Source organism: Dyadobacter sp. 32, assembly GCF_902506755.1.
Taxonomy (GTDB): Bacteria; Bacteroidota; Bacteroidia; order Cytophagales; family Spirosomataceae; genus Dyadobacter.
The window spans coordinates 4,810,632-4,835,276 of the sequence record NZ_LR735258.1 but is presented as its reverse complement, the minus strand read 5'-3'; the positions used below and the strand labels follow the sequence as shown (position 1 = coordinate 4,835,276).

The 24,645-nt window shown below is 46.4% G+C and carries 17 protein-coding genes; 11 read left to right on the top strand and 6 right to left on the bottom strand.

Features of this window, described 5'->3' with window-relative positions:
• The first annotated feature begins 38 nt into the window (after positions 1-38).
• From DYADSP32_RS19710 to DYADSP32_RS19660, 11 genes are all read left to right on the top strand, one after another.
• Positions 39-818 (top strand): hypothetical protein, encoded by a 780-nt coding sequence (locus tag DYADSP32_RS19710; protein ID WP_414617910.1) that lies wholly within the window; start codon positions 39-41, stop codon positions 816-818.
• A 157-nt stretch (positions 819-975) separates the two neighbouring features.
• Positions 976-2,319, top strand: a complete 1,344-nt coding sequence (locus DYADSP32_RS19705) for a sigma-54-dependent transcriptional regulator (RefSeq protein ID WP_149241155.1) — start codon at positions 976-978, stop codon at positions 2,317-2,319.
• A 78-nt stretch (positions 2,320-2,397) separates the two neighbouring features.
• Positions 2,398-2,658, top strand: a complete 261-nt coding sequence (locus tag DYADSP32_RS19700; protein WP_149241156.1) for a hypothetical protein — start codon at positions 2,398-2,400, stop codon at positions 2,656-2,658.
• A 251-nt stretch (positions 2,659-2,909) separates the two neighbouring features.
• On the top strand, positions 2,910-2,987 hold the full coding sequence (locus DYADSP32_RS19695) for a potassium-transporting ATPase subunit F (RefSeq protein ID WP_149244756.1): 78 nt from the start codon (positions 2,910-2,912) through the stop codon (positions 2,985-2,987).
• Between the two features lie 16 nt (positions 2,988-3,003).
• Positions 3,004-4,692, top strand: a complete 1,689-nt coding sequence (kdpA, locus tag DYADSP32_RS19690; protein WP_149241157.1) for a potassium-transporting ATPase subunit KdpA — start codon at positions 3,004-3,006, stop codon at positions 4,690-4,692.
• 75 nt (positions 4,693-4,767) lie between these two features.
• Entirely contained in the window at positions 4,768-6,804 is a 2,037-nt protein-coding gene (gene kdpB / locus DYADSP32_RS19685; protein WP_149241158.1) for a potassium-transporting ATPase subunit KdpB, read from the top strand.
• 70 nt (positions 6,805-6,874) lie between these two features.
• Positions 6,875-7,432 carry a K(+)-transporting ATPase subunit C gene (locus tag DYADSP32_RS19680; RefSeq protein ID WP_149241159.1) on the top strand — a complete coding sequence of 186 codons (558 nt, stop codon included), beginning with the start codon at positions 6,875-6,877 and terminating at the stop codon, positions 7,430-7,432.
• 126 nt (positions 7,433-7,558) lie between these two features.
• The gene (locus DYADSP32_RS19675) at positions 7,559-8,641 is read left to right on the top strand and encodes a porin (protein ID WP_149241160.1); all 1,083 of its coding nucleotides are present in this window, start codon (positions 7,559-7,561) and stop codon (positions 8,639-8,641) included.
• A 13-nt stretch (positions 8,642-8,654) separates the two neighbouring features.
• On the top strand, positions 8,655-9,779 hold the full coding sequence (locus DYADSP32_RS19670) for a universal stress protein (protein ID WP_149241161.1): 1,125 nt from the start codon (positions 8,655-8,657) through the stop codon (positions 9,777-9,779).
• Between the two features lie 85 nt (positions 9,780-9,864).
• Entirely contained in the window at positions 9,865-11,589 is a 1,725-nt protein-coding gene (locus tag DYADSP32_RS19665) for an ATP-binding protein (protein WP_149241162.1), read from the top strand.
• 23 nt (positions 11,590-11,612) lie between these two features.
• The gene (locus tag DYADSP32_RS19660; RefSeq protein ID WP_149241163.1) at positions 11,613-12,098 is read left to right on the top strand and encodes a GAF domain-containing protein; all 486 of its coding nucleotides are present in this window, start codon (positions 11,613-11,615) and stop codon (positions 12,096-12,098) included.
• A gap of 29 nt (positions 12,099-12,127) precedes the next feature.
• Here DYADSP32_RS19660 and DYADSP32_RS19655 read toward each other — a convergent pair whose 3' ends face one another.
• The 6 genes from DYADSP32_RS19655 to DYADSP32_RS19630 form a co-directional block, all read right to left on the bottom strand.
• A complete protein-coding gene (locus DYADSP32_RS19655; protein ID WP_149241164.1) occupies positions 12,128-13,051 on the bottom strand; it encodes a TIM barrel protein in 924 nt (307 codons plus the stop codon).
• A 29-nt stretch (positions 13,052-13,080) separates the two neighbouring features.
• Positions 13,081-14,586 (bottom strand): c-type cytochrome domain-containing protein, encoded by a 1,506-nt coding sequence (locus DYADSP32_RS19650; RefSeq protein WP_149241165.1) that lies wholly within the window; start codon positions 14,584-14,586, stop codon positions 13,081-13,083.
• 70 nt (positions 14,587-14,656) lie between these two features.
• Complete coding sequence (locus DYADSP32_RS19645; protein WP_149241166.1) at positions 14,657-16,123, bottom strand: DUF1501 domain-containing protein; 1,467 nt, start codon at positions 16,121-16,123, stop codon at positions 14,657-14,659.
• A gap of 514 nt (positions 16,124-16,637) precedes the next feature.
• Complete coding sequence (locus DYADSP32_RS19640) at positions 16,638-19,346, bottom strand: DUF1553 domain-containing protein (protein WP_414618176.1); 2,709 nt, start codon at positions 19,344-19,346, stop codon at positions 16,638-16,640.
• Positions 19,347-19,637: 291 nt separating this feature from the next.
• Positions 19,638-21,191: a RagB/SusD family nutrient uptake outer membrane protein gene (locus DYADSP32_RS19635; RefSeq protein ID WP_149241168.1), complete on the bottom strand. Its 1,554-nt coding sequence runs from the start codon at positions 21,189-21,191 to the stop codon at positions 19,638-19,640.
• A 29-nt stretch (positions 21,192-21,220) separates the two neighbouring features.
• Positions 21,221-24,625, bottom strand: coding sequence for a SusC/RagA family TonB-linked outer membrane protein (locus tag DYADSP32_RS19630; RefSeq protein WP_149241169.1), 3,405 nt, complete (start codon positions 24,623-24,625; stop codon positions 21,221-21,223).
• Positions 24,626-24,645: the final 20 nt, after the last annotated feature.

The following is a 24,645-nucleotide window of genomic DNA, read 5'->3' as shown; positions in this document are numbered from 1 at the left end:
TAAAAGCTATGAATCATATTAATAAGCCCCTGACTTTCATGAAATTTTTTAGCCCCCGGCTGTCTTTTCTTATTTTGGTTGTCCTCTTCCTCTCATCCTGTGGAAGTGAAAAAGAAGCAACGAAGACGGTTGCCGATGCTCCCGTGTATACGTTGGTATTTTTGGATAAAACACAAAGTGTAAATGTCAACAGACAATATGTGAATGAAAAGTACCGTCAGACGCTCACCGATATCATGGAAAACAACATGAAAAACAAAGGTGACAAGCTGGAAGTGTATTTCATCCACGAAAACACGTCAAAAGCCCGGGCACTCTCGCTAATGATCCGGACAGAAAAGGAGAGTCTGGAGGGTGTGAATGCTACCGATAGAGAGGCAATTGAAACCGCTTTTCAGTTATCGTTGCAACGCGAAAAAGGCATATTCCTGAGACAATTGCTCACCAAACTCAATCAGCAAAATACCGGAGCATCTAACCTCTCCACCGATATCTGGGCGAGTTTGCCGGTCATTGCCAAAGCGGGTGAAAGTGGTGCTGATGTAAAGGTGTACTATTTCAGCGATATGATTGAAAGTGTGAAGGGTGCAGATCGGCGTGATTTCCACATCAAACCCCCGCATGACGACGCCCAGGCAGAAGAGGCAGCTAAAGCTGATTTCAAAAAGTTGCAGCAATACGCCATTGGTTCACCGCAAGTCACCATCGTCTCGCCATTTGAGGCAACGGCATCGTCCAAGGAAAATAACCCCCATGTAACCCATTACTGGCAGACACTCTTCCAGGAACTGGGTGGCGTAACCGTTGAAGAGCTCTGATCTCTTCATTTTATATTGAATCCCCGCACCGAAGCTGGTTCAATTATTGAGATTTCAAAGCTGTCTATCTATTGGTCAGCAATTTAACAATTCAACCGAGCGGCGGGACGCCCTTTTATATGATACTTTTACAATTTGGCATTAGATACCCGATACCTTGAAAACAATCCTGATCATTGATGACGAAGAGAAGCTCAGGTCTTTGCTGGCCAGGATCATTCGTGCAGAAGGGTTTCAGGTTTTAGAAGCAGGAGACTGCCGTTCCGGACTGAAGGTTTTGGGACATAATGAAATCGACACCGTTTTGTGTGATGTAAAACTGCCTGACGGGAACGGGGTGGATATGGTTTCAAAGATTAAAACGATCAGCCCATTGACGGAGGTCATACTGCTGACGGCCTATGGCAATATTGCCGATGGTGTACAGGCGATGAAAAACGGCGCTTTTGATTATATCGTCAAGGGTGATGACAATGACAAGATCATCCCCCTGTTACACAGGTCGATCGAAAAAACCATTTTACAAAAGAAAGTAATACAGCTTGAAAAACGGGTCGGCGAAAAATTTTCCTTCCAGGCCGTTCTGGGGAAATCAAAGCCCATTATGGATGCCATTGATCTTGCTCAAAAAGTGGCGCCTACCCATGCTTCTGTTTTGCTCACAGGAGAAACCGGTACCGGCAAAGAAGTATTTGCGCAGGCGATTCATCAGGCCAGTTCCCGTTCTTCAAAAAATTTCGTCGCCCTCAATTGCAGCACTTTCGGCAGAGAGATGCTGGAGAGCGAGCTGTTCGGCTACAAACAAGGCGCATTTACCGGAGCCAATAAAGACAAACGAGGACAGATAGAGGAAGCCCACGGCGGCACACTGTTTCTGGATGAGATCGGCGAAATGCCTTTGGAATTACAGGCCAAACTGCTCCGTGTACTGGAAACAAACGAATTCATCAAACTCGGTGATACGAAAGCTACCAAGTCCGATTTCCGGCTCATAGCAGCCACCAACCGGGACTTGAAAACCGAAAGTGAAGAAAAGCATTTTCGATCAGATCTTTATTTCCGGCTCAACGTCTTTGCTATAAAACTGCCGGCTCTTACCGAGAGAATAAAAGATATTGAATTGCTGGCCAATCATTTTATTCAATTTTTTGCCGGGAAAACGAACCGCAAAATCAATCCACTGTCGGAGGCCATACTGCGTAAACTCGAGGCCTATTCCTGGCCAGGAAATATCCGCGAATTAAAAAACGTGATTGAGCGGGCCGTGATCATCAGCACTGGCCCGGATTTATCCCCTGATAGCCTGCCCTTTGAAATTCAGGAGGCTCAATTCGTATCAAAAGGAAATCAGCTTTCTGCATTTTCGATGCAAAGCATTGAAAAACTACATATTCAAAAAGTTTTGAACTACACCAACGGCAACAAAGCCGAAACCGCCAGGCTGCTGGAAATCGGCATCGCGACGCTTTACCGGAAGATTGAGGAGTTTGGGATTAGATAGCTGTCGGCGATCAGCTGTCAGCCGCCAGCTTTCACGATCAGAATAACGTTATATCCTTAAACAACAAACGATTCCAACATGAACAACTCTTCTTACCTTGCGTATTTAATTGCAGAGACAAGGTCATTGATACAGGAAGGGAAGGACTTCTTATTAAGTCAAGGCAGAGTTTTGGAGTTGTCAGAGTGGATTACCATTGCTGAATATTCCAAAAAGCATAACGTAAGTACACAAGTAATATCTCAATGGATAAACCGTGGCGTTATTCCGGACCATAGCTTTATTCATGTCCCTGAACTTGGTAAAAAATTAGTAAGGGACATTCTTTATAAAAATTAACAACCCCTTCCATTCTGATAACGAGCCTATCATTTTGATAGGCTTTTTTTGTGCCCACAATTTGTCATTCCCTTCTAATAAACTGATAAAAAGCAACTTACAGAAAAGTATGTAAAGTTGGAATGTTTTTGGAATCAAACTCTGAAAACAAACAATCAGAACAATGATCACATTCCTTTTAGTTGCTGCCGGTGCTGTGTGCTTCGCAGTTTTTTACAAATCGATCCACTTTTTTGAAAAAATCTAATCTCATGACAGTCCTATTCCTGATTGCTATCGGCGTGTTTGGCTACATCAGTTACGTACTGATCAAGCCTGAAAAATTTTAAAATAACATCTGTAAAAATGAATACTGAAATATTAGGAATTGTTGCCATGTTTGTGCTGACCGCTACGCTGGCAATTCCATTTGGGAAGTACATTTCAAAAATCTATTCCGGGGATAAAACACTTCTGGATCCCGTACTTAACCCTATTGAAAAATTGTTCTTCCGGGTCAGCGGGATCGATGAAAAATCAGAGATGAACTGGAAGCAGCACCTGACGACATTGCTGACGATCAATTTCGTCTGGTTTTTGCTTGGAATACTTGTGCTGATGAATCAGGGCTGGCTGCCGTTGAATCCTGATGGTAATCCCGGGCAATCGGCAGATCTGGCCTTTAATACAAGCATATCGTTTTTAGTCAATTGCAATCTCCAGCATTATTCAGGGGAGAGCGGGTTGAGCTATCTTTCTCAGCTCTATCTGATGTTCCTGCATTTCGTGTCAGCGGGTACAGGGATGGCAGCTGCCGCGGTTTTATTCCTGGCTTTGAAAGAAAGGGCAACCGATAAGTTTGGAAATTTTTATAATCTGTTGGTAAAATCCTGCACGCGGATTTTGCTACCCGTGTCCATCCTGATCGCCATCATGCTCTCTTTCAATGGTACGCCCATGACCTTTGATGGAAAGGACACCATGATCGATATGCAGGGCGATACGGTACAGGTGTCTACCGGGCCTGTGGCGGCATTTGTTGCGATCAAACATGTGGGAACCAATGGTGGTGGATACTTTGGATCCAACTCAGCGCATCCATTGGAAAATCCCAATTACCTTACCAATATGGTAGAAATGTTCGGACAAATGATCATTCCCATGGCCATGGTGTTTGCTTTTGGGTTTTTTCTGAAACACAAAAAAATGTCCCGGATGATCTTTGGCGTCATGACCCTGGGTTTTCTTTTGCTGGTTGTACCCACAATCATCTGGGAAAATGATGGCAATCATGCCCTCACAGCCATGGGCATTGACAATAGCTCTGGAGCCATGGAAGGAAAAGAGGTGCGGTTTGGAAGCAAAGCGTCCGCATACTGGAGTATAGCTACCACTGTGATCTCAACGGGCTCTGTGAATTCCATGCACGATAGCTTCACACCGCTTTCAGGGATGACCCAGTTACTTGCCATGATGACCAATGCGTTTTACGGCGGAGTAGGTGTAGGTATGCTTAACTTTTTCATCTTTATTATCCTCGCTGTCTTCATCAGTGGATTAATGGTTGGGCGTACCCCTGAGCTCCTGGGTAGAAAGATCGAAGGCCGGGAAATGAAAATCGCCATGATTGTGGCACTGCTGCATCCGTTGCTCATTTTGGCCGGCACCGCTTTGGCTGCGGCCTTTCCCGAAATAACTTCCGGAAACCTGAACAACCCGGGCTTTCACGGCTTCAGTGAAATGCTCTATGAGTACACGTCGTCGGCAGCGAATAACGGCAGTGGATTTGAGGGCCTGGCTGACAACAATCCCTGGTGGAATATCACAACCGGTTTTGTCCTGATCCTTTCCAGATTTATCCCAATCATTGGCCCGGTTGCTATTGCCGGACTCATGGCAGAGAAAAAATACATCCCTGAAAGCGCCGGAACCTTGCGCACAGACTCGGGTACTTTTGGAATCATGATTCTGGCCGTGATCACCATCATCACAGCGCTTTCATTCTTCCCCGCACTTACCCTGGGACCGATTGCAGAGTATTTTTCTATGAAGTGAGAAGTGAAATGTCGGAAGCCACTTCAGCCATAAACGCAGCTAATAACTAAATGCTAACGGCTAATAGCCAATGAAATGAAAAACACATCCTTATTCCAACCAGACCTGGTGAACGAAGCTTTGAAACAGTCGTTCATCAAGTTGAATCCTAAAATTATGTTCCGTAATCCGGTGATGTTTACCGTCGAAATCGGAACGCTTATTATGCTTGCGGTAAGTATATGGATACTCGCAGGCGAAAAATCCCAGGGAAGTTTCGCTTACAACTTTGTCGTTTTTATTATTCTGTTGCTCACCTTGCTTTTTGCGAATTTCGCAGAAGCCATTGCCGAAGCAAGGGGAAAGGCCCAGGCCGACAGCCTTCGAAAAACACGCGAAGAAACACCGGCCAAACTGGTCGTTGAAAACAAAGCCGGTTTTGCTGTTGCCGTGCAAAATGTGGTGTCAGCCCAAATGAAAAAAGGCGATATTTTTATCTGTGAAACCGGTGACAACATTCCCACTGACGGTGAGATCATTGAGGGGCTGGCCACCATAGACGAGAGTGCGATCACCGGGGAATCAGCGCCGGTGATCAGGGAAGCGGGCGGTGATAAAAGCAGTGTCACGGGCGGCACCAAAGTGCTTTCAGACCGGATCAAGGTCATGGTAACTACCGCGCCTGGGGAGAGCTTTCTGGACAAAATGATCGCTTTGGTTGAAGGTGCGAGCCGTCAGAAAACACCCAATGAAATTGCGCTGACCATCCTGCTGGCTGGATTTACACTGGTTTTCATCATCGTTTGTGTCACACTGAAACCCTTCGCCGACTTTGCCAATACGCCCATTACCATTGCGGCATTCATCTCTCTTTTTGTATGCCTGATCCCAACGACCATCGGTGGGCTTCTTTCAGCCATTGGTATTGCCGGCATGGACCGGGCTCTGAGAGCCAATGTGATTACCAAATCCGGGAAAGCCGTGGAAACAGCAGGTGATATTGATGTGCTGCTTTTGGACAAAACGGGCACCATCACCATCGGTAACAGAAAGGCGACGCGGTTTTATGCAGCAGAGGGTATCGATGAAAAGCATTTTATTAAAAGCGCTGTACTAAGTTCTATTGCAGATGAAACCCCTGAAGGGAAATCTATACTCGAACTGGCGAATCTCAATCCGTCTGTTTACGGCCATCTGACCAACCCGGTTTTTATCAAATTCACAGCAGAAACCAGAAGCTCAGGAATTGATTTCGGCAACACCCGGATTCGAAAAGGAGCCTTTGATTCCATTAAAAGCCTGACTTCGAAAAGCGGAAATCCCTTTCCGCTTGATATAGAGCAAACTGTAAAGAATATTTCCAGTAACGGCGGTACGCCTCTGGTGGTGTCGGAGAACGAAAAGGTACTTGGCGTTATTGAATTACAGGATATTATCAAGCCTGGTATCAGTGAGCGTTTTGAGCGATTGCGTAAAATGGGTGTAAAAACGGTAATGGTGACAGGTGATAATCCTTTGACAGCCCGATTCATTGCCCAAAAAGCCGGTGTGGATGATTTCATCGCCGAAGCCAAGCCGGAGGATAAGATGAACTATATCAAAAGGGAACAGGAAAGTGGAAAACTTGTAGCGATGATGGGCGATGGCACCAATGATGCACCGGCTCTTGCCCAGGCCGATGTAGGCGTAGCCATGAACAGTGGTACACAGGCGGCCAAGGAAGCCGGTAACATGGTGGACCTGGACAATGACCCTACCAAACTGATCGAAATCGTGGAAATAGGAAAACAATTGCTGATGACCCGGGGAACGCTCACCACCTTCTCCATTGCCAATGATGTAGCCAAGTACTTCGCCATCATTCCGGCACTATTTATTGCCGCTATTCCGGCCCTGAAAGGATTGAATATTATGGATCTGCACAGCCCGGAAAGTGCCATTCTTTCGGCGGTGATCTTCAACGCCATCATCATCCCCATATTGATTCCGCTGGCATTAAAAGGCGTTACCTACAAACCCATTGGAGCCAGCGCGTTGCTGAGAAGAAACTTGCTGATCTACGGGCTGGGAGGTATTCTGATTCCTTTTGCCGGGATAAAAGTGATTGATATGGTTGTGAGTGTGTGGCTGTGAAAAACGTATTCCAAAAAATAAAATGAATCACAGCTGATAGCCATTAGCTAACAGCCAAAAGCTAAAAACAATGAAAACGAACATAATTCCTGCAGTCAGATTAACATTCATCACACTCCTCTTTTTTTCAGGCGTTTACCCCGCTGTGATCTGGGGCGTTGGCCAGCTTATGCCAAATAAAGGTAAAGGCGAAGTAATCAGCGTTAATGGCAAAAAATATTACGCCAACATCGGCCAGACATTTACCGAGGACAAGTACTTTTGGTCACGTCCGTCGGCCGTGGATTACAACGCAGCAGGCAGTGGTGGCAGCAACAAAGGACCTTCCAATCCGGAATACCTTCAACTGGTACAGGCGAGGATTGATACCTTTTTAGTACACAGTCCAGGTATTGCAAAAAAAGACATTCCGGTGGAACTGGTAACGGCAAGTGGTAGCGGGCTGGATCCGGATATTACTGCAAAGGCCGCTTTGATACAGGTAAAAAGAATTGCCATGATTAGAAAAGTGCAGGAAGAAACGATTCAAAAGATTGTCGCCCAAAACACGGAAGGCCCGTTATTCGGGCTTTTTGGTCCAGAGAAGATCAATGTATTAAAACTCAACCTTGCCCTTGACGACTTGTAGTTCGTCGAAACTTCGGGGTTTCGAACCTCAAAGATTTGCCTCTAAAATCAGGATAGCCACATGTAGCGACGCGGCTGTCCGAAAGCCAAACACTGCGCCGCTACGTGATTTTCAGTACCAGTACCAATGAAAAACTATATTTTAACAGCCATAGCCATAGCGGTTTTGAATCCGGTTTCAGGACAAGATTCAACCAGAACCCAAAAACCCCTTACAGTCAGTGGGTATCTTGAAACCTATTACAATTATGACTTTAATAAACCTGAGAACAATACCACACCCGGTTTTCTATACAATTTCAACAGGGCTCGGGAGGTGAATCTCAACCTGGGTTTTATCAAAGGAAGTTACAGTACAGACCACGTGAGGGCCAATCTGGCTCTGGCGACCGGCACGTACGTCAATGCCAATTATGCTTCGGAGCCTGGTGTGCTCAAAAATATGTACGAAGCCAATATTGGTTTCAGGATATCAAAGCAGAAAAATCTATGGATTGATGCCGGTATCATGCCATCGCATATCGGATTTGAAAGCGCCATGGGCAAAGATAACCGGACTTTAACGAGAAGTCTGGTTGCTGAAAATTCCCCTTATTTTGAAAGTGGAGTAAAACTGGGATTTACCAGTGAAGACGAAAAATGGTATCTGGCCGCCCTGTATCTAAATGGATGGCAGCGGATTCAGCGGGTAGATGGTAATTCGACGCCCGCCTTTGGGACACAATTAACGTTCAAACCCTCCTCTGCCGTGACCTTGAATTACAGCACCTTTATGGGCAATGACAAACCGGACAGCCTGAAACAAATGCGGTACTATCACAATCTGTACAGCCTTTTTCAAGTGAATGAAAAATTTGGGTTTATTACCGGATTTGATCTTGGCATGGGGCGAGCAGTGAATGGCAACCATTTCAAAAACTGGTACACACCCGTCGTTATTGTTCACTACGCTGTGTCTCACCGGGTCAACGTTGCCGCCCGAGGAGAATATTTTAAGGATAAAAAAGGAGTATTGATCACCACAGCCTTAAAAGAGGGTTTTCAAACTTTCGGCATTTCTGCCAATATCGACGTGGCCGTCCTGCCAGGTCTTCTGTGGAGATTGGAAGTCCGGAATCTGGCCGGAAAAGATGCTATTTTTGAAAAAAATGATTTAAAAAGGCACAACAACACATTCGCCACCACCTCATTAAGCTTTTCTTTCCAATAAACAGAAGCCTTTTATGTCCGATACCAAACCCGGCGCCCAGCATTTTCTGGATCTCATCAAAAAATCGAGAAGGGGAAAATTCAAAATTTATATTGGCATGAGCGCCGGTGTAGGCAAAACCTACCGCATGCTGCAGGAAGCGCACGCACTGCTCCGCAACGGGATTGATGTAAAAATCGGATACATAGAAACCCACAACCGAAAGGAAACTCACCAACTGCTGGATGGACTCCCGGTGATACCACGAAGGACGCTTTTTTACAAAGGGAAGGAATTGGAAGAGCTGGATGTACAGGCTGTCATTGGATTGAGGCCTGAAATTGTAATTATAGATGAACTGGCCCATACCAATATAGAGGGAAGTAAAAACGACAAACGCTGGCAGGATGTGCTGGAAATACTCGAGGCCGGTATCAATGTCATCAGTGCGGTCAACATACAGCATATCGAAAGCTTGAATGATGAAATAAAAGAGATCACCGGCGTGGAAGTCAAAGAACGGGTGCCGGATAATGTGCTTTCCATGGCCGACGAGGTCGTTAATATTGACCTGACCGCCGACGAGCTGATCACCCGCCTGAAAGAAGGAAAAATTTACAAACCGGATAAAATCCAGACGGCACTCAGCAACTTTTTCAAGGCCGATCATATTTTACAACTACGCGAACTGGCGTTGAAGGAAGTTGCCAGCCAGGTGGAGCGGAAAGTGGAATTGGAAATTCCTAAACAGGTTACCACAAGGCGAGAAAAATTTCTTGCGTGCATCAGCAGCAATGACAAAACGGCCAAACATGTGATCAGGAAAACCGCCCGACTAGCGAGTTATTACAACAGCAAATGGTTCGTTCTGTATGTACAAACACCCGCCGAAAACCAGGACAAAATTGCCTTGGACAAACAGCGGCACCTGATCAACAATTTTAAGCTGGCCACTGAAATGGGCGCCGAAATTATCCGGGTGCCACACGCGAATGTCACGGAGGCTATTATTGAGGTGGCCGAACAAAAACAAATCACAACCATTTGCCTGGGTAAGCCACACATCACACTTTTAAGAGTAATTTTGATGACCAATCTTTTCAATAATCTCTTGAAAAAATTGTCATCCTCGGACATTGATCTGGTTATTCTTTCCTGAAAAAGTAGGTATGTAGTTAGAGAAGTTATGTGGAGTTAAGTAGGCTGGGGGAAGATGGCTGATTGCAAGCAAAACAATAAGTGAAATGAAAATAAAAACCAAACTCCGGCTGGGAATCGGGCTGCTGTTTATGATGATCATTGTTTTGTCAATGGTCGCAGCAGGTTATGTCAATCTGCTGAAAAATGATACCGAAAATATTCTTGTGGATAATTACAACAGCCTGGAATATGCGCGGAATATGCTGTTGTCACTGGACCAATTGCAGTCAGATTCTGTATCGGTGAAAGAATTCGAAAGCAATCTGCACAAGCAACAAAATAACATTACCGAGCCGGGAGAAGGTGAAGCGACACAGAAGCTCACGGATCATTACGCATCACTGAAAATCACCAAGAACAGCACTGATCTACATCCCCGGATCCGAAACGACATTTCGGATCTGATGAAATTAAACATGGAAGCCATTCAGTATAAAAGTAATGTTGCACTAAAAACCGTAAAATCCGCCAATCTGTGGATCGCTATATCGGGAACGCTTTGCTTTTTGATCGCTTTTACTTTGTTCGTTAACCTCCCTGGCAATATTGCCAATCCCATACGTGAACTATCAGAAAGCATCCGTGAAATTGCAGCAAAAAATTACGCTGAGCGGGTCCGCTTTGACAGAAAAGATGAGTTTGGAGAACTGGCTGGCTCTTTTAATACCATGGCCGAAAAACTGGAAGAATACGACAACAGCAATCTTTCTCAAATTCTGATTGAAAAGAAGCGCATTGAAACCTTGATCAACAATATGCATGAGCCGGTCATCGGCCTCGACGAAAACAAAATGATTCTTTTTGCAAATGCCGAAGCTGCCAAAATCATTGGACTGACTGCCACGGAAATGCTCGGTCAATCGGCAGTTGAATTGGCCCTGCAAAACGACCTCATCCGATCTCTGGTTCAGAGTGCTCCGGTGTCAGAGGTGAAAACAGCAGCCCCATCATTAAAAATTTATGCCGATAACAAAGAAAGCTATTTTGAAAAAGAACTGGTTGACATCACGATTACCCCTACCGGAGAAAAGCGGCAACTATTTATTGGACAGGTAATTATCCTCAAAAATATTACCCCGTTTAAAGAACTGGATTTTGCTAAAACCAACTTCATTGCCACCGTATCGCACGAGCTCAAAACGCCCATCTCCTCCATTAAAATGAGCCTCCAGCTATTGGAAAACAAACAAACCGGTGACATTAATGAAGAACAAAAACAACTCATGGACAGTATCCGGGACGACAGCAACCGGCTCCTGAAGATTACCAGTGAGCTGCTCAACATGTCACAGGTAGAAACGGGTAACATCCAGCTCAATATTCAGCAAAGCAATCCTGAACGAATCCTGCAATATGCCATGGGGGCAGTAAAAACGCAGGCCGACCAAAAACAAATACATCTGGAAACCATCACTTTACCTGAATTGCCGCTGGTCAAAGCAGATACCGAGAAAACCGCATGGGTACTCATCAACTTTCTGACCAATGCCATTCGGTACTCCACCGAGGACAGTAAAATTGAGGTTTCGATCAAAAGAGAGAACGACACCGTCCGGTTTTCAGTTAAAGATGAAGGCAAAGGAATAGACAGTCGCTATCGTGATAAAATATTTGACCGCTATTTCCAGATTCCCGGTAGCAGCAAAACCGGTACAGGCCTCGGATTGGCAATCAGTAAAGAGTTTATTGAGGCACAGGGAGGACAGATAGGACTGGAAAGTGAAGTAGGAATGGGTAGTACTTTTTACTTTTGCCTGGCAGCTATCTGATTTTGAAACACAGTATTAACCCAATGGCAGAAGAATTAATCATACCGGCATCTGCGGATCGTAAAACGATTTACGACGCGATCATTCCGCAAATCACAGCGCTCGTCGAACCCGAGAGTGACCTGGTGGCTAATCTGGCAAACATTTCCGCTGCATTAAAGGAGGCTTTTGGTTTTTTCTGGGTGGGATTTTATTTTGTGAAAGAAGGCCAGCTGGTGTTGGGACCATTCCAGGGGCCCATTGCCTGTACCCGGATTCCCTTTCACCGGGGCGTTTGCGGAGCAAGTTATACCAGAAAGGAAACAATTATCGTCCCTGATGTGGACGCCTTTCCGGGGCACATTGCATGCAGCTCAGCCTCCAAATCAGAGATTGTGCTTCCCGTTTTTCATAGCAACGGAACCGTAGCCATGGTACTCGATGTTGATAGCGACCTGGCTGACGATTTTAGCGAAGTGGACGAAAACGGCCTGAAGAAAATACTTTCCCTGATCGAAATGAAATTGTAATTTATTCCCGCTCTGTGGGCATGAATGATTTATTTCAGGTATCGTTTCCTTAACAAATGCATCATGTGTACGTTAATCGCCCACTGGTCTGCAACGGGACGGCTGGTATAGGGTAATGTAGGCAGATAATTTGGCGGCCCAAACTCTGTTAAAACGGTGAGGGTTTCTCCGCTCTTTACCTTGTGTTCCACCACGATATCCCACCATGCCAGGTGCGCTTTTACCGCTGCTTCCCATTCCGGTGCACGCGGATCGTTGACCTGAGGGCCCTCCTCATGCCCTACACGGGAATGTATATGCCCTACTCTTGAAAGCGCCAGCCTGACGGTTTCTTCCTGATCCTGTAACAAACTTTCGTGCACGTTACACCAGTGCGAAATATCCAGGGTGAGCCTCAAAGCAGGATTTTTCTCTATAAAATTACGTGCAATATGGGCTGCGAAAAGCATGCGTCCACGGTGCGTTTCATGGTAAATCGGAATCCCGGATTTGGCGGAAGCTTCTGAGGTATGATCTATGAAGGCTTTGTTTTGTTCGTAGGTATAATAATCTCTTCCGCTGTGGCAATTGATGTATAATGGTTTTTGCTCAAATTCAGTTGTCGCGGCATTGATCTGTTTTTTAAACATATCCAGGCTGGCAGCATATTGCTTTTCCTGCGATCCACACAGAAAACCGATCTGCAAATCATATTTTTTTAAAGCCGCCAGCAAGGTTGCCTGTCTCTCTTTTGATCCTGGCCACCACATTTCTGTCCCGTCGTAACCCTCTTTTTTAATGGCTGCACAAAACTCATCCGTATTTCCTGCAAAACCCCAATTGGTTCCGAAGACCTTCAGGGAGAGTTTGTTTTCAAATTGAAATGGGGCTTTATTTTCTCTGGCTACATTTTCAATCCCTGCCAATACACCTGCACTGGCCAGCGAGGCACCCATAAAATTGCGACGATTCATATTCATTAACTGCTGCGTGTATAAAAAACTCAATTCTTTTTTATTTCCTCTCTGGCCGAAGCGGTGGTATCACCTGCCTTCAGAAACTGTGCAACCGTTGCCTCGTTGAATCCATTGATGATCATCAAGCCTGGGAACTGGCGACTCACCTGGCTTACCGCGCTATCTGTCACGGCCGATTTCCATACATATACCGACCTTAAACCCTTCATGGAGGCGATATCCTTTAATCCGGCATCGGTAATTTTCGTGTCAACCACATTAACGTACTCCAGATATTTGAGATTTTTGAGGCTCGCCAGCCCGGCATCCGTTACAGCGGTATGCTCCAGATGCAGTTTGTTAAGATTTTTGAGCTTGCCAATTTCTTTCAGAGAAGCATCCGTAACTTTGGTTCCGCCCAGTTTTAGCCAGGCGATCTGTTCGGATAAGGGCGCCAATAATTTAACCTGCTCATCACCAAAGTTTGCCGCATTCACCGCACTCACTTCAAGCAGGTTTTGATCCTGTGAAAGGTTATTAACAATTAAGCCTGCATTTTTCAGTGCCTCAATATCCTTCTCGTTCGCGGGAGATACCTTTACACTCAATACCGGTGAAACCGTGCTTTTGGCCGCCACGCCAGACGAGGTTCCGCCTTTGCTCAATGATGCCAAGGCTGGTTTCAACTGATCGGTTACCTTAAGTTCTGAAACCTTTTTGTCTGCCGGAGCACCCTGATCAATCCACCAGGTCAAAAGTGCAATCTGGTCGGTACTGAGCTGCGGTTTTCCTTTTGGCGGCATGTGATCGTCATCCTCTTCCGGTAACAGGCACCTTTTGATAAGATCGCTCTCCATCCCTTTGCCTGCCACAAAAGCAGGCCCACCCTTTCCGCCTTTCAACATCAACGCAAGCTGGTCGAGCCGCAAATCACCCTTTTGCTTACTGGCATTGTGGCATTGCGTACATTTAACTTCCAGAATGGGCTGAACAATATCCTTATAAACTACCGCCTGCTCCACATTGGCAATAGGCTTGATTTCAGTAATCTGCTCTGTTTTGGGGGGCATTCCGGCAATGGTTCTGAATGGCTCCGGGGTATTCTGAGTAAGATACCCCTCCCCATGCGTAAGTGATCCGCCGTCATGGCCGGCTGTCATCATCAGAATGGTGGCAATGCTAAAAGCCGGAAGATAAAAAAGTGGACCGAATGGGATTTTATCACCAAAACGCTCGGATTTAACGATCCATGCAACCCATGCAAATACGGCAACACCTATGCCCTGCCACAGGTGGTCGCCCAGTAAATCTTCGTCATAGCCGCCACCCAACGATAACAAATAACCCGCAATACAGGCAAACGTTGCGCTCACAGCCGACCAGAATAGTATAAAGGAAACTGTGGATTCGCTAACTCCGATTTTACCAGTACGGCGACCGATTTCGAGCAATGCAGCAATCAGCAAAAACCCAATGGGTAAATGAACAAGCAGCGGATGAAACCTACCGATAAAAATAGCCCAGTCCGAAGCTAAAAGAAGGGTGAAATGCATGCTGAAAAATTAGGGTTTAGAGTTTTTATGTTGAAACTTATGAAGGAAAGCGGCTACTATCCTTATTTTACTATGCCAAAACCTGCTTCACAACTTTTCCTGCTGTGTCGGTCAGGCGGAAATTCCTTCCCTGGAAGGGAAAAGTAAATTTTTCATGATCAAAACCCATCAGGTGCAGAATGGTAGCCTGTAAGTCATGCACATGAACACGATCCTTGACGCCGTAGTAGCCAAGCTCGTCGGTCTCTCCATGCGAAAATCCCTGCTTCACGCCACCACCAGCCATCCACATGGTAAAGGCCTCCAAATGATGATCCCGTCCAAAGAATGGCATGACAAGACCGTTACGGTTTTCCTGCATGGGTGTTCTGCCAAATTCTGCCCCCCAAACAATCAGGGTTTCTTCCAGTAAACCCCGCATTTTCAAATCCTGAATCAGCGCGGCAATGGGTTTGTCGGATTCCGTACATTTACGCCTTAGCCCACCCTCTACATTATGGTCTTTGGAGGTTCCGTGCCCATCCCAGCCCCAGTCAAAAAGCTGAACGAAACGTACATCATTTTCAACCAATTTGCGGGCCAGCAGGCAATTCATAGCAAAGCTTCCGTCTCCGGGTTTCACTCCATACATATCGAGAATAAACTGGGGTTCCTTAGACACATCCATCACCTCAGGCACCGACATTTGCATGCGGAAAGCCATTTCATACTGGCTTATCCTGGTCAGGATTTCCGGATCCTGAACATCCTCATAGGTTTGTCGGTTGATTTCGTTGATGGCTTCAATCGTTTGTTTACGCATGTTACGGTTCATGCCGTTCGGATCACTCACATACAGCACGGGATCTCCACCGGTACGGCACTGCACTCCCTGATAAACAGATGGAAGAAATCCACTACCATAAACACTTTTGCCTGCGTCGGGTTGCTGCCCGCCGGAGGCAAGCACAATAAACCCTGGAAGATTCCGATTTTCGGAGCCCAGCCCATACACGGCCCATGCACCCAGACTCGGGCGCCCCAGACGTGCGCTCCCGGTATGCATCAGCAACTGCGCGGGGGCGTGGTTAAACTGATCGGTATGCATGGACTTAATGAATGTGATCTCATCCGCAACCGTCTGTAAATAAGGCATATAATCCGACATCCAGGCGCCAGACTGTCCGTATTGCTGAAATTTACTCTGCGGGCCCAGCATTTTGGGGACCCCTTGTATAAATGCAAACTTTTTGCCTTCCAAAAACTCGGCAGGACAGTCCTTTCCGTGGTATTTGACAAGCTCAGGTTTGTAGTCGAACAGTTCAAGCTGAGACGGAGCGCCCGCCATGTGAATGTAAATCACCCGCTTCGCTTTCGGAGCAAACTGAGGAATCCTCGTCGCCTCAGCGGGCGCATGATCCGTGGAAGATGACCCGCAGGAACCCATTAAAGAACCCAGTCCCATTGCCCCCAAACCAAATCCAACCGATTGCAAAAAGTGTCGTCTGGTCTGACGTTGCAGGTCGGCATGCTGTAGTTCTTTTAATAGCTTTTCCATATGGTTAATATTCGTCTCAATTCATTCAACCCTTTCAGGGTTGTTGATTTAATTTTTCTTATCTTCTGCCCCCGGGTGGTACCCGGGGTTATTCGTATTCAAGCCTTTCAGGCTTGCCTAGCTCCAATCCTCCCTTTCATCCTTCCTCCATTTACCCTTTCCCCCATGCTTCTATTCCATTGCCCCGGGTGGTGCACGGGGTTATTCATTTTTAAGCCTTTCAGGCTTACCTAGCTCCAATCCTCCCTTTCACCCTTCCTCCATTTACCCTTTCCTCCATGCTTCTATTCACTTGCCCCGGGTGATGCGCGGGGTCATTCGTATTCAAGCATTTCAGGCTTGCCTAGCTCCAATCCTCCCTTTCATCCTTCCTCCATTTACCCTTTCCTCCATGCTTCTATTCCATTGCCCTGGGTGATGCGCGGGGTCATTCGTATTCAAGCATTTCAGGCTTTTCTAGCTCCTATCCTCCCTTTCATCCTTTTTCCTTCCTCCACTCTCCTTTTCCTTCCCCCTATTCCTTAGTCACCACATTATCCAGATTCAGCAACACGTTTGCTGAAATGGTCAAAGCAGCCAGTTCCGGTGTTTTTTTCGCTGTTCCATACACCAGAATGCTATCAGCATCCGCCGGCTTCTTCTTATATGCTCCCAACGCTTCGTTATAAATTTTCACGAGTACATTGAGGTTCTTTTTTTCTATGGGTTGAAAAGTAAGCATACGATATCCCTCTGTCAGTTGTTGTTCGGGGGTTTTTCCACGCTTTTGCATGTTAGCCGCCAGCTTCTCCGCTGCTTCCAGATACACCGGATCGTTCAAAGTAACCAGCGCTTGCAAAGGGGTGTTGGTCAGGATTCTGCGGGACTGACAAAACTCCCGGCTTGGTGCATCAAACGTCACCATGGAAGGGTACGGCGCGGTACGTTTCCAATAGGTATAAACACCGCGTCTGTATTTATCTTCACCTTCACTGAGCACCCATTTCTCGCCGCTGTATGGCGATTGCCAGATTTTGTCCGGTTGTGGTGGCATCACGCCTGGTCCGTACATTTTCCGTGAGATCAGCCCGCTGCATGCAAGGGCCTGATCACGTACCTGCTCGGCACTGAGCCTTACACGAGGCCCCCGGGACAACCAGATATTATAAGGATCCTTTTCAATTTTGTCCTCATTGGTCCGGGAGCTCTGGCGGTAGGTGCCCGACATCACGATGGTTTTCAGCAGTTTTTTGACACTCCAATGGTCTTGCTCCATAAAATTCACGGCAAGCCAGTCAAGCATTTCCCTGTGCGTGGGTTCGCTGCCCTGCGATCCAAAATCTTCCACGGTTTCAACAATTCCCCTTCCAAAAAGCTGCTCCCAGAAACGGTTCACAATCACGCGGCCGGTAAGAGCATTCTCCCGGTTCACGATCCATTTGGCCAACCCTAAACGATCCTTCGAGAATTCTTTGGGCATAGGCGCCAGGAGCTGGGGTACATCAGGCTTCACTTCAGCTCCTTTTACCATCCAGTTGCCCCTCACAAACACATTCGTCTTGCGCGCAAAATCTCCTGTACCTTCCCACATCACCGGCATGCTTTCGGTAGAGCGTGTCAAAGCTGTTGCATAGTCTTCAATTATTTTTGGATACTCGGGCTGATCTCCTCCCGGAAGGGCTTTTTGAAATGACATCCAGGTAATCCGAACCCATTCCTCGGGCTTTTTTGAACTTTTGAGGGAAAGATAAATATCGTGCTTACCGGAAACTGCAGATACCGGCGCAATCAACACTGTGTCTCTCGCAGGCACCTTCACGGTAGAAATTACAGGCCCGTCGAGTTTGTCCAGATGTAGCGTCAGTACCGCATCTTCGGCCTTGGTGGAAACGTTCATCAGTACACTCCCTGCATCGGTCAGGTTTACTTGTGGAATCCTTGCATTTCCTTTGTCCTTGACCCCATAATAAGAAATCAGCAGTACGGTAGACTGGTCTCCCTTCACAAAATTGTGGGCGCTGATCTTGGGCTCCATCACTTTTAAAAACTCCGTGACTTCGGTAGATTGTTTGGGGTTATATTTTTGAATCCATTGCTTCACCCGTTCAACCCGTGCGGAGTCTTCCCCTTTATAAAATCTCAGCTTCGGCCATTCGTCCCACACATCTTCGTCACGGGTATTATTGAAAAACGCCATGTATTTATAGTAATCCTCATGAGGAAAGGGGTCATAAGGATGGCTATGACATTGGATACAAGCAAATGTGGTTCCCTGCCAAACCTCCCAGGTTGTATTTACCCGATCAATCAGTGCAGCTGTCCGGAACTCTTCGTCGTCCGTTCCGCCTTCATTATTGTTCATCGTATTTCGGTGAAAGCCCGTGGCGATCATGTTTTCCTCTTTGGGGAAATGTGCTTTTTCTCTTGGCAGCAGATCTCCGGCCAGTTGCTCGATGGTAAACTGGTCGAACGGCTTGTCCTGGTTAAACGATTTTACCACATAGTCACGGTAACGCCACATACTCCGCCCTCCGTCGCTTTCATATCCCTTTGTATCGGCATAGCGGGCCAGGTCCATCCACATGGATGTCCATCGCTCACCATAGGCGGTTGATTTCAGTAACCTGTCCACTACTTTTTCATACGCATTGTCGGACTGGTCATTTTGAAAATCACTTACTTCTTTCTCCGTTGGGGGCAAGCCGGTGAGGTCAAGGCTCACACGACGGATCAGGGTCGCCTTATCTGCTTCCGGAGAAATGGATAGTCCATTTTCTTTTGCTTTTTGAAGCACAAAATGGTCGATCTCATTCTTCACCCAGCCCGATTCGCCGGGATTCAGCAGTCCAAAAAGGTTGCCGATCGTCCGAACCGCCGGCACTTCGGGTTTTTCTATTCTTTTATAGGACCAATGCTTTTCCCACACCGCTCCCTCATTTACCCATTTCTTTAACGTAGAAATCTCATCATCCGACAAGGGAGAGGCTTTTTTGGGCATCCTTTCGTCGGGATCATCTGACAGGATCCTGCGAATCATCTCACTGGCGTCTGCATCACCACGAACCACAGGAATTTTGCCCGACTTGCCGGGTTCCAGCATTTCGTGCTCAAAAAGAAAGCTCACGTCGCCCGCTTTTTTCACCCCGCCATGGCAGCCCATGCAATGCTTGTTCAGGATCGGTTTCACTTCCGAGTTGTAATCTACTTTACTTCCCGACCCTGCTGTCCAAAACCAGATCGACATGATTAGGATCACCCCGCTGATGCCAATTACAAGTGCTTTTAACATTGAATTAATTTTCTGTTGCTTACGATTAACACAAAAGTCACTGTGTTTCTCAAAATACCCTTCCAAATTTCCGGATAAAGTCTTTATAAGTCAATCTATAACGTCAAAACTGTGGTAATCGATTCACATAAAAAAGAGGTACGAAAAGGAATTTTCCTTTCGCACCTCTTATTACCGGGATTTTACGCCCGTTAATTCCGGACTACTCTGTTTCGTCTCTTATTTCACACAAAAAAAAATTGCGCCTTAATTTTTGAGGTTTGTATTCCGATCTTCCTGAGCCTGAGGAATTGGGAAAAACTCACTTTGTCCCTTTACAAATCCCTGTAGGACGGTTGCAGCCTGATCCGTTCGAACGAGATCATTGAAACGTTCACCCCACCATTCGCATATGAATTCAGCCCGGCGTTCATCCATCAGTTGTTGTATAGTGGCCTTTGTAAGTGGCGCCAGCCCCACACGCTGACGAACCAGGTTCAAAGGAACATCTCCGCTTTGCCCTTTGCGAATTTTCACCTCCGCATTCATCAGCAACGCTTCTGCGTAGCGAAACACGCGAACATTGTTGTTGGCTCCATACCAGTCTGTCCGGCCCGGGGTCATTTGCGACTTGGGCAGATAGGCTTTCCCATTGAAATATTTCTTTCCTGCGGTATTGCCGGAAATCGTATCTCCGTCAGGGGTCACAGCAAATGTGCCCGGCCTGCCATCGACTCCGCATAGTTGAATAGTGGTTTTCATCCGCATAGCGTCGTTACGATCCTTCAAGAATTTAACCGCGGCGTCGGAAGGAATCAGCCAGCCATCTCCATTGATTGGTCCACCATAGGTATTCTGGGGAGCTTGAAAAAGATGAAAATTGTCCCAAACCTGGCCCCCGGAAGTTACCACATCTCCCGTAGGATTTCCGAAATCGGTATATTGCAATTCCAGAATTGACTCGTCAGATAGCTTTCCGGGTTTTTTCCACAATTGATAATAATCCGGAAAAAGGGAGAATTTGTTGCTGTTGATAATTTGTTCGGTACTCTCCAGTACCGTGTTCCAGTAAGTACTTCCATTGTCGTTACCCGCCAGATCCATGGCCGCTTTTGCCTTCAGGAACAATGCCGTATATTTGGTCACTCCTCCTTTGTGCGTGGCCTCATTGGGACGTACGTCTTCCAGATTGGCAATGCAGAAGTCCATCTCTTCGATCACGTGTTTTCTCACATCCTCTACTGTGCTCTTCCCTACTGTCCCCAGATACGCAGGATCTACGCTTTCAATACCAAGAATAGGTACATTACCGAAAGACCGGCTTACAAAATAGTGCGTCAGAGCTCGTATGAAACGAACCTCTGCCTGGTAGCGGGCCAGGAGTTTTTTGTTTGCTTCGTCGGAGGCTGCAATGTTTGCTTCAAACTTGCCCAATTCTGAGAGTGCGCTGTTGCAAGTAAGAATGGTGCCATAATATCTGCTCCACATGTCATCCAGAGCCCAGAAACCTTTGATCACAGCCCCGCTTTTATAGGTGTGGATCAGCTCATTGACCTCGCTGTACCCCGTACGAGGGTCGATATCATCGCTTTGAGAAGTTTTGATAAAGGTGTGAACCCAGGATGCAAATCCTCCTTTGCTCATGGAAGCGTAGGCACCTGATACCGGTTGATACATCCGGTTCATATCGGCATAGTCAATCGTGACAGACGGGGTCTGATTTTCGAGAGGATTATCTAAAAAGTCAGAGCAGCCTGGGAGAATAAAAAGCGTGGCTGTCAATAGATTGAAAATCCATATTTTGTGTTTTATATTTTTCATTTCAAAAAGTGTAATGGTTAAAACCAGAATTAAAAAGTTGCTCTTACGCCCATGCTATAAGTAGCTGATATTGGATACACATTGGAATCATATCCAATTCCGGAAATTTCCGGTGTAAATCCTGAGTATTTAGTAAAAATCAGTGGCCTGTCAGCGGTTGCAAACACACGCATAGAAACCGGTGATTTACCCCCAACCTTAAAATTGTAACCCAGCTGAACGTTCTGAACACGCAGGTAAGCCCCATTTTCTACAAAGAATGAAGCACCTTGCGGCCGGTTCCATGACTTGGACAGCGCGAAGGCAGAAGGATATTCATTCGTGGAACCAGGTCCAGTCCAGAGGCTTTCGTAAAACGCTGCATCCAGGTTCAGCGATGATTGTCCTTTGACGTACCTGCCACGGTTCAGATTCATTATTTTGTTTCCAGCTACACCCTGAAAAACGACATTTAAATCAAACTTGCCGTAATTCAAGCCCGCATTAAAACCATAAGTAACTTTCGGAAGGTAAGATCCCAGGAAAGTCCGGTCACCATCGTCTTTTACTCCATTACCATTCAGGTCACGATATTTGAAAAATCCTGGCTGCACTGTACCTGGTGCGCCGGCGTTGGCACTGGTTGCCATTGGATCTGCGTCTATCTCACTTTGGTTCTGATATATTCCCGCTACCTCATAGCCGTAGAAGTACTGAATAGGTTGTCCTACCTCAATACGATTGGGAAATTCGGCCATCCACTCTGAATATCCTCCGGGGATATTCAGAAGCGATCCGATATCGGTAACCTCATTCTTTAATGTGGAGAAATTACCGCCCAGCTGATAGCCCAGTTTGCCAACCTGATGATTCCAGGTCAACGAAACATCCAAACCGCTGTTGTCCATCGAAGCCCAGTTGCCATAAATGTTCGGCGCTCCAAAGGGGAAAGATCTTTCAAGGGCTACATCGCTGGTTTTGCGGTTATAATAATCGACAGAGCCTTTTAATCTGTTTTTCAACAGCTCAAAATCAATACCAAAATCCCATTCTGTGACAACCTCCCAGGTAATATTGGCAAAGAAATTATTCACATTGTAACCCGGCACATACTGTCCATTCGCACTCCCCGTTGAGCCAAAAATGGACGATCCGGGATTTCCGACAGTGACGCTGGCATACCCCGAATTGGGCCTGATACCATCGTTGCCCAGTTTACCCCAGCTGCCTCTTAATTTCAGGAAGTCAAAAGTGTTCTGGTCCTCCATGAAATTTTCCCTGGAAACTACCCAGCCCAAACCCACTGATGGGAAATAACCCCATTTGGTTTGATACTTAGAGCTGCCATCAGCACGGAAGGTGGCAGTGAGCAGGTATTTGCTCTCAAAATCGTATGTACCTCTTGCAAAGAAAGATACCCCTCTATTTCGATAACCATCTTCATCGTAATAGGCGCTGTTGGGTGTTCCTTGCCTGGTATACCAGAATTCCTCGTCGGCAGGAACATTATCAGCGGCAACCCGCGTCATCCTCCATTGTTCCTGGCGTGAAGATTGCCCCAGCAGGACTGTCCAGTTATGGGATCCGATACCATCTCGATAGGTAAGCAGGTTGTCCAGAATATAATTGGTTGTGCGCTCTTGTCTGGATCCCAGGTTGGATACAAGTACAGCAGTTCCCAGCGAACGCTGGGGAAGATAATTGGCTCTCAGACCCGAAGAATAAAGCTGGCTAAGTTGTGATCGGAAGGTGAGACGGTTGCTCCAGAAATCCGCTTCGGCATATATGGATGGCAAAATCTGGAATTGTTTAAGCCTGTTAAAATTATAATACGCCTGGCTTATAGCATTTGCATCTCCCCTTCCGATTAGTCCGCTATTGGCGAACTTTACCGGAAAAGCATTGACGTTCTTTTCGTCATAAACAGGAAACAGCGGAGAAGCAGTATAAGCCGTCAGAAAGGCTTCGTTGTTTGGGTAGTGGGTGGTGGAGTTATTCAGGATTGAGGTAAATCCTACTTTCAACCATGGGAAAGCCTTGGCTTCCATCTGCAAACGTATATTGTATCTGGTAAAATCATTTTTGGCATCCATGACACCATTTTGGTAGGTATAGTTGAAACCTGCCGTGTAGGTGACCTTATCGCTGCCACCCTGTATATCCACCCCCTGATTGGTGATGAGGGCTTTTTCCCGCAACAGGGCTTTGTACCAATCTGTACTGGTCGAAGGGTTTAATCCACTACCACCGTATCTGGCCACCGATTCCCTGACCGACCCGGAATCAGCGGGTGTACGCCACTCCAATGCGTATTTGGCAAATTGCTGGCCGCTTGCCATTTTCGGAACATTGGTTGGTACCTGAAAACCGGCATATCCGTTGTAAGTTACCCGGGTTTTCATATTTAATTTACCCTTTTTAGTCGTGATTATTACCACACCGTTGGCAGCGCGTACACCATAAATTGCGGCACCTGATGCGTCCTTCAAAACGGACATGTCTGCGATGTCGTTAGGATTAAGGAAGCCTATATCATCTACAAACATACCATCTACCACATACAAAGGATTGGAGTTGTTGAACGAGCCTATTCCGCGAATCCGAACACTTGGTGAACTTCCGGGAGATCCGCTGGTAACCACCTGCACACCTGGAACACTTCCTTGTAGAGCTTCCATGGGTGTTGCAGTGGTACGCTTCAACATATCCTCGGTATTGATCGTGGATATAGGTGCGGTAAGATCTCCTTTCTTTTGCGTCCCATAACCCACTACGACAACCTCATTCAGAGCCTGGTCGCTCGGTGAAAGACTTAAATTGAAAAGTGTGCGATCGCCCACTTCCATTTCCAGTGGATTGTAACCTACGAAACTGAATATCAGAACGGCACTTTTATTCTCTACCTCCAGTTCAAACATCCCGTCTACATCTGTCAGCGTTCCCGATTGCGTGCCCTTTATCCTCACACTTACGCCCGGAAGCGCTTCGCCTTTCTCATCCACAATTTTGCCCCCGATTTTCAACACGGCGTATTCTCTCAAATCCGTCGAAACCGAGGCTTCCTCTTTATTATTCGCGGTTTTTTTTGACACCAGCAATATCCTGCCCGATGGCGTTACCTGATACGCAATATCCAATGGAAGCAGCAGTGTATTCAATGTCACAGCCAATTTCTGATTGGATGCGTGCAACACCACTTCACGATTAGCCTTGATGGTCTTATAACTGTAAGCAAACTTCACGTCGGCTTTCCGCTCTATCTGGCTCAGTACTTCTCTCAGTTCTACATGCTCCGCATGGATCGTTACGGTGCGTTCCAGCACCTCCTGCGCCTTAACATCATGTGCAGCATATGTCAACCCCGACAGGGCTATGGAAAAGATAATCTGCGTCAATGAAATTTTCATGATCAAATAGAAAAAGGCACTATTTTTTCGGTATCGGTTTTTTTTCATAGTTTACAATGGTTTTTTGT